Annotated in this window: 5 protein-coding genes; all 5 read right to left on the reverse strand. The window is 34.7% G+C overall.

What is annotated here, in order from left to right; translation table 11 throughout:
- Positions 1 to 572 precede the first annotated feature (572 nt).
- Positions 573 to 1,154 (reverse strand): hypothetical protein, encoded by a 582-nt coding sequence (locus ABW637_RS20615; RefSeq protein ID WP_367586620.1) that lies wholly within the window; start codon positions 1,152 to 1,154, stop codon positions 573 to 575.
- On the reverse strand, positions 1,081 to 5,460 hold the full coding sequence (locus ABW637_RS20620; RefSeq protein ID WP_367586621.1) for an RHS repeat domain-containing protein: 4,380 nt from the start codon (positions 5,458 to 5,460) through the stop codon (positions 1,081 to 1,083). Before ABW637_RS20620 ends, ABW637_RS20615 begins: the two co-directional genes overlap by 74 nt.
- A gap of 24 nt (positions 5,461 to 5,484) precedes the next feature.
- Positions 5,485 to 11,088, reverse strand: a complete 5,604-nt coding sequence (locus ABW637_RS20625; RefSeq protein ID WP_367586622.1) for an RHS repeat domain-containing protein — start codon at positions 11,086 to 11,088, stop codon at positions 5,485 to 5,487.
- 340 nt (positions 11,089 to 11,428) lie between these two features.
- Positions 11,429 to 12,091 carry a hypothetical protein gene (locus tag ABW637_RS20630; RefSeq protein ID WP_367586623.1) on the reverse strand — a complete coding sequence of 221 codons (663 nt, stop codon included), beginning with the start codon at positions 12,089 to 12,091 and terminating at the stop codon, positions 11,429 to 11,431.
- 142 nt (positions 12,092 to 12,233) lie between these two features.
- Positions 12,234 to 12,767 carry an OmpH/Skp family outer membrane protein gene (locus ABW637_RS20635; RefSeq protein WP_367586624.1) on the reverse strand — a complete coding sequence of 178 codons (534 nt, stop codon included), beginning with the start codon at positions 12,765 to 12,767 and terminating at the stop codon, positions 12,234 to 12,236.
- Positions 12,768 to 12,798: the final 31 nt, after the last annotated feature.

Here is a 12,798-nt window from a genome sequence, read left to right on the forward strand (position 1 = left end):
TGTCACATCGAGTGCGTGAGGTACGAGCTTGGATCGAGATGTTTTGTTAACTGGATGATGATAAAAAAAACAGCCACATCTGATCGATGTGACTGTTTTTACTTTTTTTCTTACTGTTGTTGCTTACTCATATACGGTACTAGTTGCAAACTAGCACTAGCGACATATTATACCCGAGCGGCGAGGCAGTTTTTGTTTTCCCTAATCCGCACCTGGTTTATTTTTCCCTATCAAACTCAACACTACAATAATAAGGGTATAATAGATATCTTGAGTTCTGTATTTGTATACAGTTGAAGATCCAGTACTTATTTTTTAAACTTTATAAACTTTTTTGTTTCAAGTTTTGGTGATTAAAGAAGGGTATTGATTATAGAAAAACAGCCATATCGATGTGACTGTTTTTAAAGTATTTCTTACTGTTGTTGCTTACTCATACGTTACCAATCTTTATCGCCACTAGTCAAAGACGTAGCGGTAGCGACCACTCTAGCGGCAGCGTTTATTTTCACTTGAGACTTACGGATTTAAGGAACATTTCCGCGCCATCACATCCGCGCGATCCTTTATTATCAATTTTTAAATGGTTTTAAGTTTTCATTTAATTCATTAAATTCTTTTGAGTAATCACAACCTTTACAATGTTTAACAAAAAAATCATATCCTAAACTCAAATATCCTGCTGAAATGGATAAATTTCTATTAATTTTTAAAATTACAGAATTAGCCCCATCTTCAACCACATAATCTCTTAGTATAAATAAGTTTTCCTTTATTTCAATTTCAAAAAAATGAATACTTTTATTATTAATTATTTGATGATCTTTTGAACTTAAATAAATGTTATAAAAAGTCTTGTTATTCTCTATAACTTTAAAGCAATGAACAAATACATCCTCTTTATAGTTTGTATGATTCTCATAGAATTTTTTTGCAATTTTTTCTGCTCTTTTAGAAACATCTAGACTCATTAAATATTCCTTATCAATTTGTCTTACTATGCATTTAATATCGCGATCTATCTTGGATTGACTTTTACATGAAAAAACAGAAAAAATAATAAAAATTAATAATAAAAATTTACCTAGGTAAATTCGGAGGAACTCCGGTTCTAAAATCATGCGTAGGATTAAAAAGAATTGTTTTGCCTTCATATTTTGCTCTTAAAGGTATATATCTGAAAAATAAGCTGGAACCCAATTGTACTCTGAACACGTTTTCATAATTGGAAGCTCTTAATTCAGAAGTTTTTATGCCATTATGGTTTCTATTTCTTCTAATATTTCCATTGTTAATATCCCAAGAATGTACTAATTCATGAAGCAATCCAATTATTTTCGGTCTTGCTCTATTACCAAAAACATCTAATCCACCATCACGTTCGTTAGTATCCCATGTTATTATGCTGCCTGCTCCTTTTCCAGTTCCAATATATTCATCGATAACGGTTTCTCCATTATGTACGTATTCAACAAAGTTTTTATAACCTAAAGGCGAATCATTAGTTGCTATATTATTAAATCCTTTTGTTTGTGTAAGGTTAATTGACCCCTTAACTATTTTATGCTCAAAAGGAGAGTCGTCTAACTCGTTTATAATTATTCGAGCATCTTTTGAAAATGTTTTGGCTAAAAATAAACTAAAATTCACGCGTAATCTAAAAAACCAGGATCCTTCAGTTACTATTTTTGCCCCATCAGGATCAATATACTTCAAAGGATTGTTTCCCATACCTAAATATGGGGAATCAAACTGCCCGGCTGGATCTGTAGTTAACCATCTACCAATCCTAGAATCCCATAATCTCAGCTGAAACGCTTCTTTCCCAGTTTCCGGATCTACTTCTTGTCCTTGATATGCGTATCTGTAGTCTCCTTTCAAGTTTCGGTTAGGCATTGGCATCCCAAAGGGATAATAGTCGGTAGCAGTTTTTGCTATAGGGGTACCATCTGTATCCCTGGTTACTACAGCACGTACATTCCCTAGATGATCTGTAAGCTGATAATAGTCGGAACCATCGGGTTTATGTATTCCTAATCTGCTAGCTCCATAAATGGTGTTTTCTACCAGGTTGGTACCATTGGCATCTTTTCTATAAATAGCCATCGCGGTACCCGCTGCATCCCTGATATAAAACTCGGCATAGACCAAACTACCATTGTTAGGATTATAGGACTCTTTGCGTACTCTAAAATTTTTGTCGTTGTAAAAGAACATCACCAAAGGTGTGTTGTTTTTATGTACCTCGGTCACCAATCCACTGGCATTGTAAATATATGTAATATTTTCTTCTTTATTTTCTACTAGTTGACCTATTTCATTATATACATAGTTATCAGGATTGGTTTGTGTATCGATATCATCTGCACCGTTTGCATCACCCGCAGCATCTTCTACGCGCAATAATTGATTGGGTTTATCAGTTTTATACTCATATGATAATTTATCCATCGCATTACTACCTTGATAGGTGTCCTTGTTACGGTGTAATGACTGGATATTACCATTGGGATCATAGGTTATATTAGATACATTATAGTCGCCATCTCCTTGTACAGTACCATCGGTGGTAATTTTTGCACTAAACGTAAGCCCTGAAGTCGCCGTGACACGAAAGTTTTCTCTTAATTTAATAGATTGCCTGGCTTTTACATTTTCTGTAGTACTCACAGTTTGATTTCTGGTTTCAGTTAGCGAGATATTTGGATCTGCTTCATTGACCGTTTGGTTATAGCTAGCTCCTGTTAACCAATTGTTTTTATTGTAGGTATAATAATAACTATTAGGATTATTAGCTATATCAGGTCTATTGGTGTTCCAGGTAATGGATTTAATGTTTCCATTATACTGATTGATACCAGCGCTTGTGTTGGCTACAGATCTTGGGGTATCTGTACGGGCATAGTCATTATTATAATAATGCAGGTTCATCCCAAAAAGATCATCAATGTCTTGAGCAGGATTATTGGTGTCATCAAGTGTAGGATCATTGATACTTTTTAAAGCGCCATTGAGGTTATATACGTAATCAATTTTTTGTAACCCTTCTGCTAAGTTTAACTGTTTCAGTGCACCAGTTTCGTTATACTCATAAGCTGCATGTTCTTTATAATTACTGCCGTCTGTAGAGGTTTCTACTTTGGTTAGGCTATAATCATTTTTATCATAAGTGTATTTATGTATGAAAAGATCAGTAGTACTGTATTTTTGATAGAGTACACGGTTAACCTGACTGGTTACTGGGTCATATTCATAATCGATAGTTTTGGCTCCTAAACCAGTAATGTTTTGTACAATCCATTGTACTCTACCGTAGATATCATAACTATAATAGGTAGTGGTGTTTTCGTTCCATGTTTTGGCCACATTACCGTTTAAGAAAGAAGGGGTGGCATAACTGTTATCCAGTGTTTCTAGATAATTAAGGTCTGATGTCGATAATGCATCATAGGTTGTAATATGACGCTCACTACAATATTGGTTTTTCAAAAAATCCTCGTCATTTAAATATTCTTGATATGTATGTACATTATCTAAACTACTATGTAAAGCTATAGAGTTAAAATAAATCGATGAGTTTTCTTTATATACTCCACTTTCTACAGGTCTTCCTAGTTGGTCATAATTGGTGTATGAAAACTGGACATTGGCTTTTTGTTTGCTATTTTGAGAAAATCGAATTTGCCCATCAGAGCGATACTTAAACCAGGCATCACCTTCATCAGGGTTTTTTGAATAGGTTAATCTTCCTAAGGCATCATACTTAAAGGTGCTTTCCAGTTTTTGATCAGTACCATCATTTTTCTTTAAGGGTTGCTTGCTACTAAGCAATCGTCCTGCTTTATCGTATTGGCTAAGACTGTAATCATAATAGTTTTCTGGATAGGTTACATTTATAACAGGTTCACCCGCTGCAACATACGATATTCTATAAAAACCATTAGATAAACTTCCAAAAGGAGCAGTAATTTTTTGTTCCGTAATTAAATTATAAACTTCGAACCAATGGTTATTGGATAAGTTTCCAAAATTTTCATTTGTAACTGTTATTCCTTGTAAACCTACGGGGATATGGATATCTACAAATTTTTGTTCGCTAATGGTAACCGTAGATTCTCTTGATGTATTATTTCCTTCTTCATTACCGCTTCTTGCTGCTGCTAAGGTTTTACCATCAGTATCTGTAAAAATTACAGATTCCACTCCATGAACATCTCTTGCTACAGTTTTTACGATTTTATAGTTGTTGTATTTGGTTTCTCCGAAAGCTCCAGACTTAGATAGCTCTTGCCCTGCTGGCATAGAAAACACATAGCCTTGTTTCCATTCTTCATCCATTTTATTTCCTCCAACAGTTTTAAGTGCTGTTCCTGGGTTTAATTCACTATAAATTGCTCTAGAATAAGGCCTATTAGTGATATCTTGATAAGGATCATTATTATTATTTTGACTATAATACCAACCTAAAGTATTAGATTCAGAAGTTACAGGAGTAGGGTTCTCAATATCAGACTTTTCATAATCACTAATATTAAAATCTGCATTTCCAGATTTTTTAATAAAGCCGTCTTTATATGTAAAAGCACCTTCACTCCCAATAGGAGCAGTTAGCGTGCTTAAAGCAGGTCTTCCCTGATGATCATATCGAATTTCTGAAGCCCAGGTCTTTTTCCCTTTAAGATCAAAAGACTGGGATTGCGTTCCTTTACCAAGATTATCATAATAACTCACACTGGCTCCAATAAAGTTACCCTCCACATTTTCAGTAATTCCATAACTATTAACAGATACCCAGTTTTTATCTGTATCTGTTACGTTAAAGGGACCATAACTGTCATCAGTAATTTCAAATCCGTTTTGAGCGTAGGATACTGATAAAACACCAGCATTAGATCCAGCTTCTATAAGATTGTAATTTTTTATTCCTGCACGATTCCAAGATAAATCAGAATCCGTAACAGTAGCCATAATCTGATTATTAAAAAAGAATCGCAACTGTGAGCTACTTATTTTTTCAATACGTATGCGGTCTGTCGTTTGGAGTACTATATCATTTAACCTTCCTAACTCAGTTCCGTCTGGTTTTTTAGCGGTTATCGTATATCGATTTCCTAATAAATCATTTCTTGTGTCGAGCGCTATCGTAATGGCGTAACCATTGTTGCTTGATAAATTCAATGAAGCAGTTTGCGATAGAAATATGGAAGCCGAGGAAAACTTTGTTTCTACGAAAGGGGCAAGGTTATTACCATCTACTTTGAAATTACGAATTTCAAAGTAACCCGTAGGTTGTTCTTCGGATAATACTTCAAGTGATAATAAGTTTCCATTTCCTGATACTGTATTTGCATCGATGACATCAAAACCAGTATTCTGATACCAATTTAAGTTTTGAGCTTTAGTGGTTCCAATAACCACCATTACTAGACAAAATATGATATATGATTTTAAATTTCTCATTGTTTTTCTATAGTTTAAAGCTGATTATTGTTGAATAATTTCTATAGGATCTCCTTCACCATCGATTCCGCAGTTTCCTCTTTGATGATTTCCAGAGCCTGATACGATAGCTCTTGAGTTTTTATCCCTTACTTCACATTTATAATAGCGTCTACCACCATTTCCACAACTAGTGGTAAGTGTAGTTGTATTTGAAGTTGTCCAACTACCAAAACTAAAACTATTGCTATTTGTACTAATCGCCCATCGATATTCGTATTCATAACTTCCACCGTTTGCAGTTGCGGTAAGTGTAGTAGTTGATACATTAGGATCACCAATACCTAAATTTACACTTAGTGCATTAGGATTAGTTGTGTTGCTACTTGTAGGAGTTCCATAATTATAGTTGATTTCCTTACTCAGTTTAAACCCACCTTTTATTCCTGGAGTATCCATTACTTCATGATAGGTCTTTTTTAGTCTACCGGCATCGTCATACTCGTATTTCGTAGCCATATTATTGGCTCCAATGATATAGGTGAGTTCGTCCCACTCATTATATACATAGCTAGACATCGATGATGCTACAGGAAGCAACCTGAAATCATCATATATAGCGGTTCCAGAAGTGTTATATATGTATACTTCCTGATTATTAGCGATATCACCTGTATAGAAATTAAGTTGTACCCAATCTCCAGCAGGAATAATCTCTGTAGGATGGTAGGTTACTGTAGTACCCCCAATCCGTAATCGGGTATTGGTTTGGTTGTTATTTTTATGTACCCAAACCGAAGCTTTGTATTGCCCAGCTTTTGGTTGTACTGCAAATGCTTTTACATTGGCAGCTACTTGTAAGGCTTTGCTACCAGTATGATAGGTGTCGGATAGGGTAGCGGTACTCCCTTTTGATACTTCACCACTAAAATAGTTTGTTCCTATTATAAGATCTTCTGCACCAGAATAATACATCTGATTATATCCTGCGTTGGCAACTGCAAATACTTTAGAAAAATCATCTCCCATTTTTGTACTGGCTTTATTGCCATTGATGTCTATAGATTCTAAAGGCATAGAATAATGATCGTAAAGACTTACTGTTGATGTTTTGATCCAATCACGATTGGTTTGATTATCCGGATCATTCCAGTTGAAACCATCAAAATCTCCGGTATATCCTGCAAAGGCTCCATCTTGATCTAGTTGCCCTTTTCTGGCAAAGGTTTTATGCTTACGCCATATTTTTTCATTGTCACTAGAAGGGGTAGTGGTGGTGCCATTATCACTGCGATAGGTCCAGTTGTTGTTCCAGGTAGTGATATCGGCATTGATGGTTTTCCAACCTCCTGTGGCTCCTTTGATTTGTGTTAAAGTAGCTGCGGTTTGGGTAAGCATGTTTTTATTGGTTGGGTTGTCTACTTTAGCTCCCATACTATAACCATTGGTGTTATTGGTATAATTTCCAACTTGATATGCCGGAGTGATTTTGGTTATAATTTCTGCACCTTCGCTAGATAAAGATCTGGTTTCGGTAACTTGACCTGTTAGAAAATCATATTTGTCATAATAGGTACTGTTTGTAAACCCTCCTTGTGTATTAGTTGTACTTTCTATTACACTTGGATAATCTACTTTGCTGGAAGAGGTTATTAAAAAACTCTCTACATTATCTTTTTTTAGCTTTTTAATGCTCTTATAGGATTGTTGAGAAACTCCTATCTGACCGTTATCATCAAGGTCTACCTTATAATTACTAACGGATTTGTTTAGTAATTGCCCGTTTCTATTCTTAGAAGCAACAGATAATACTCGACCGATATCACTTATTTTGTTATAAATAGTATATTTTTTGGCTCTTACTTCTCCATTAAAAAAGTTTTCATCTTGTTGTTCTTTTACTTTAAAGAAATCTCCTAAACAGAAAATATAATCAGGGTTTTCTTCATACGGTTTTAATACATCAAATTTATAAGAAGTACTACCTAAGAATTCGTTGTTCGCATCATAGTTTTTCATAGTTACGTTACCATATGTAACCAAGGGCGCAGGAAGTTCGCTAACATAAGGAATTCCTTTTTGTTCTTCAGAAGGAGCATAAGAAGTTATACCAGAAATATTATTGTTTTCTAAATTCGTATAATCATATATCGTTTTTAAAGTTGTGTTTTCGCCTTTAACTTCAATACTAGCAACTCGAATACCTCCTCCTTTTTTACCATTCGGATTTGAATTAGTATAATTAAGATTTGGCGCTTTGGTACTTTTTAGTATTGGTTCAAAATAGCAATAAGAAGAGACGTTGTCTCCTGGACCAACTCTTTCACAATTATTAGAAGTAGCCGTAAAACCATAGTCATTTAGTCTAGTATTTATAGTTGACGGAGCAAACGGGTTATTAACAATATCTGGCAATATTAACTCAGCAGTAAGTTCTTTGTTAATATTAGAAACACTTATAATATTTACTTTAAAAGTATGTTTGTTATCGAAATATGGGATCCAACACCTGCATATTGTATTAAAACCAAACGTTTTTTCAGTAAGTGTTAATTCTGTTTCGATACCTTCTTGAAAGTAATCTAATAAATTTATGTTTCCGCTATTGAATTTAGCCGTAACTATTTTTGATGTTTCTGTTTTAGTTATTTCTATATCATCAAATTTTTCAGTTGCTGTATATGCAGCTTCTGAATAATAAGAATCAGGTTCGTGCTGAATCTTAATTTTACCTCCGGTTGGTGTAGTGATTTCATTTAAACTCCATGCTTGTGGATACGTTTTGTGATACCCCCATTCATCTTGATTTTCTTTATTATAGGTAACATAGGGTAAATCATAACTAAACTTGTATGGGGGGATTAAAGAAATTCCTTTTTTACCTTTAAAGCGTACAGACTTTAGAGATAATCTCCCTTTAGTAGAAGCTAAGGAATTAGGGGATTGTTGTGCTAAAGAATAATCATAATTAAAATCAATTACTTGAACTGTATTTTGTTCTAAGTCTAATCCAACTATATCATCAGAGTCAATAACATTATTAGAAATATGTTGTTGAAATACGTTGAAGTGCGTCGTTGTTGGAGTAAAGTAGTCATAGGTAATTCCAACAACTTGTCCATCATAATACAATGCATTGTTATAATGACCAGGAGGGGAATTAGGAATATAACTGTATTGGGTATTTTCATATTTTTCTCCAAATCCGATTAATTTATTTAAGTATCCTGTTGATGAAGGTATATTATTAGATCTAGATTTATCTATAGCTATATTTCCATTTTTAAGTAAAATTATTTTGTCTAATTTTAATGTCCTGTTTTTTGGAATGTCCATGTATTCTGCTGAAGCTTTTTTACCACCTTTAGCAAAAAGAGTATTATATCGAACTCCTCTTACCCATTCTTGTCCATACCTTACTTCTTCAGGATCTCCAACCTGTTTCTTAAAAGTTCTATGATTTAGAGTTGAATATAAAGTTTGTCCTTCAGAATAATCTATTTTTTCTTTATACTTTTCAATAGATTTTCCGTGATTGTCAGCTCTTAAACTCTTTACAAAAAGAGCTTTATGGCTTCGTGTAGTTATTGCATCTAAATAGTAAATTTGTTTCCTACCCCAATAATAATAATATGTAGTATCATCTGGATTTTCTTTGTCTTCTTGGATTTCATATTCACTAAAAGGACTTCTCCAAATGTAACCATCTGACCATTTTCCATAGTCAAACTCTACCCAATATCCATAATCTCCCTTATCGACTTCTCCGTTAGTATTAACGTCTACATAATCAGGACCTGTGATGGCAGTAAGTAACCAGTGTGTAGCATAGGGTTTTGTTTTCTCAATTTCGAAAAATTTTTCGTCCTCGTTTGATGGATTTTTAAAGTTTTTATAAAAAATTTCAAAATTATATACAGGTAGAGAATAATGATATGTTTTACCATCTAGTGCAGTAATTCTAAAAGCTCCGATTCCTTCATCTAAAAATGTGTTGGTTTCAACATTTCTATGAATGTTTTTGGCTTCAATAAACCCGGATGTGTTTATATTCTCGCGAATTTGTTTATTTGTAAAGGTTTCTACATATCTTCCAGTTCGTTTTCTGTTTCCTGATTTTAGTTTATCCCCATTTGGTAGAATATCTTGACTAAAAGTATTTGTATTTGCAGTTTTAAAACCATTAAGTAAGGTTTGGTCGGTTGCGTTATTAACAAATGATTCTTTATAAATATTGGATTTGTCAATTCTTAAAAAGGAACTAAATTCATTTTCGAAATAGAAATTGGTATATCCACCTAAGTCGTTATATCGATCCAACCATCCATCGAAATTATCAGCTACATAAGCGGTGTAAATATTATCATTATTAGCTTCCCCTCTTCCTCTATCTACTAAATTCAATTCATTGTAACTGGCAGGAGTAATACTTCCGGATAACCCTTGAGAAGTAACTGTATAACTATCGTATCCGGGTAAAGAAATGTTGTTTTTATCAATCTTATAATCTTGTTCTACTAAATAATCCAAACTCATGTCCTTATGAGAAAAAGCAGGGAACTCATTCACATCCATAAAATAATTTTCTTTCATCAAAAAACTAGATCCTGTTCCATCAATGAATGGTTTAGTTTCGTTTGCATGATACGGGTAAACTGAACCCGAGGTTGTTAATGTGTTTTTTTTGTAAAGAGAATAGTGATCTCTTCTGTGTCCATAACCTATAAAAAACGCATAAATTGGTATTGCTATTTGAAACCACGCTTCTCCAACCTCATCATAATCTCCAGCTGTAGTACCATTGTTGTTTGTGGATAGGCCATACCCATTACTGATGTTTACCGAAGTTCCTTTGTCACTAAAACTTACGCCTAAAGAGTATCCTTTCACCGGCATAGAAAGTTTTCCCGAAACCTCCTCTGGAGAATAACTATTCGCCGATAAAGAAAGGTTTCCCGAAACCCCTGAAGAGTAACTATAATTTAATCCTACTCCGAGAGATATCCCTCCTTTGCCTAAACCATATCCAATACCAACTCCATTAGTTCCAAAAGATGCGTTGAAATTGTTGTACCCAACACCTATACTAGCTCCATCTGTTCCAATCGTTACATTAGCATTGAATCCATTATAACCATATCCAATGCTTACATGACCTGATGTGGATCGATGAGAACCCCAAGCTGCACCTATACCAATATTTACTCCGTATAAATCCACCCCAACACTAAAATTATAATTACTAACGTCAAAACCCGCATCATAAAAGAATTCTTTATACTTAGTTTTACCCCAATCATCAGGAAATCCATTTACGTTTCGATTTATAGATCCTGGATTTAAGTTCCATCCTAATCCAGTCCAAGAAGCTTCCTGATTATGTGCAATACCTCCGTGATAAGAGAGTGCCAAAGGATAGCCTCCTTCTGGAGAAGGTACATTAAGTAAGGGTAATACATATGAGAAATCCCCGGTTAGTAAATTTACCATATCGGTAGCATCTACCGGCTCAAAAGCTGCCGCCTCAGGCGCATTAGGGCCATTATTATTAGCCCATAACTGATTATAGGGTATTAACGTTTGTAAAAAAGTGAGTGTAAAAAACACTGCAATAATGCGATGTGATGGTTTGGTTCTGTTTTTATTCATCAGATATATGATTTGATGTTTCTATTTTGCCTGAGGTCGGATGCCCGAAGTCAGGTGTGTTTTGCTTTTGGTTTCTATTTGTTCTCGATACACTTCGACAAGCTCAGTGTGACAATTATTCATTTTTTTTATAGTTCTCGATACAATCCTCCTGTCCGTGCTGAGCTTGTCGAAGCATCGGATCACTCGAACTGACGTTGTTTTTATTCTTGTGCCTGATGCCGGAAGTCCGAAGTCAGGTGTTTTTTTGAGCATAACAACAAAGGTTTTTGAGTTGAAATACTGAAATCCAGAATCCGAAGATTATATTTCTTCCGTCCTCTGACTTCTAGCTTCTGTCTTAAAAATTTATTTTTAACTCGTTGTTTATTATCTCTGTTGGGATCTTAAATTTTACCTCCCCGGTATAAAAGCCCAGATCCTCTATCGTGATATTGATATATTCTTCCTTCTCCATGTTCTCTTCCTTGGGATAGACTAGTAGCATCGTTGTTGCTCCACTCATCCCATACATCCTGGGATAGATATAATCGGCCATGGCAATGGTATCTTTTTGTGGAGTATACAGATGTACTTTCTGCTCCATACCAAATGCCAGTTCGTTGACCATGGCACCAAACTGTTGTTTGTTACCTGCTACATTACTCAATAACTCCTGATTGTTTTTAGACATCGATAGGGTGAAATACATATACTTACCATATTTATTTCGCAGACTATCTACTTTAGATGCCTCTACCTCATCTGTTAATTCTTGATCCACTAACAGATCGGTAGGCTTATAGAGTATTGAAAAATCTACTCCATTCACCGTTTTAGTATGCACATACTCATTCTCTGGTTGCTGTATGTAACTCATCAATTTCTCTGAGGTGTCAAAAGTTTTGGTAGAGCAAGCAGTCATGAGCAATAGTCCGATTAATGTTACGACAACTCTTAACATCCCCCCAACCCCCTTCGAAGGGGGAATTATTGTTATTTTGTTTATTTTGTTTCGTTTCAATGTTTACTTATTGTTACCATTAGTTCTCGATACATCTTTATTACAAATCTTGGATGATTCATTCATGAACATAGAATTCTGGATTCCGGCCTTTAGTTTAGCCTGAGCAATAGTCGAAGGGCCGGAATGACAGGTTGATGAATTATTTCCCTTCAAATTCTGCATTAAGTTCTTCTAATACCTGATCGGTGAGATCAGAAGATTCTTCTCCATACATAATCGTACCATTACCGGTAGCCCCAAAGATCACTTTGTATCCTTTAGTTTTACCATACTCTTTTACAAAATCATTAATATCATTAATCACCGTTTGGGTGATCTTTTTATCCTCTTCGACCAATTGTTTTTGTACCGCTTGCTGGTAATTATTGATCTGTTGTTGTTTATTAGCCAATAACTCTTGTTTGAGTTCTACCTCTTTTTTAGACATCGAGCTACGTTCTTTTTCATACGTCTTAAGCTCATCCTGCCAGTTCGCAACTAGACTATCTACATTAGATTTCATGGTTTTAGCCTTTTCATCAAATTCTGCTTTGACAATGGCAGTTCTTTTATAGCCTTCTAATAGCTTATTGACATCTACATACACTAAGTCTGATGAAGATTGCAGGAAGAAAAATGATCCTACAGATGCGATAAGGGCCAAAATGGCAATGGGCAATGCTAATTTGTTCATTCTTTGTATTATTTAGCTCGAGGTCAGATGT

The sequence above is a fragment of the Aquimarina penaris genome, assembly GCF_040786285.1.
In the GTDB taxonomy this organism is placed as follows: domain Bacteria; phylum Bacteroidota; class Bacteroidia; order Flavobacteriales; family Flavobacteriaceae; genus Aquimarina.

Bases quoted from the DNA above. Each gene is read 5' to 3' on its own strand.
- ABW637_RS20615 (WP_367586620.1), bottom strand. From the start codon at position 1,154: ATGAAGGCAAAACAATTCTTTTTAATCCTACGCATGATTTTAGAACCG.
- ABW637_RS20620 (WP_367586621.1), bottom strand. From the start codon at position 5,460: ATGAGAAATTTAAAATCATATATCATATTTTGTCTAGTAATGGTGGTT.
- ABW637_RS20625 (WP_367586622.1), bottom strand. From the start codon at position 11,088: ATGAATAAAAACAGAACCAAACCATCACATCGCATTATTGCAGTGTTT.
- ABW637_RS20635 (WP_367586624.1), bottom strand. From the start codon at position 12,767: ATGAACAAATTAGCATTGCCCATTGCCATTTTGGCCCTTATCGCATCT.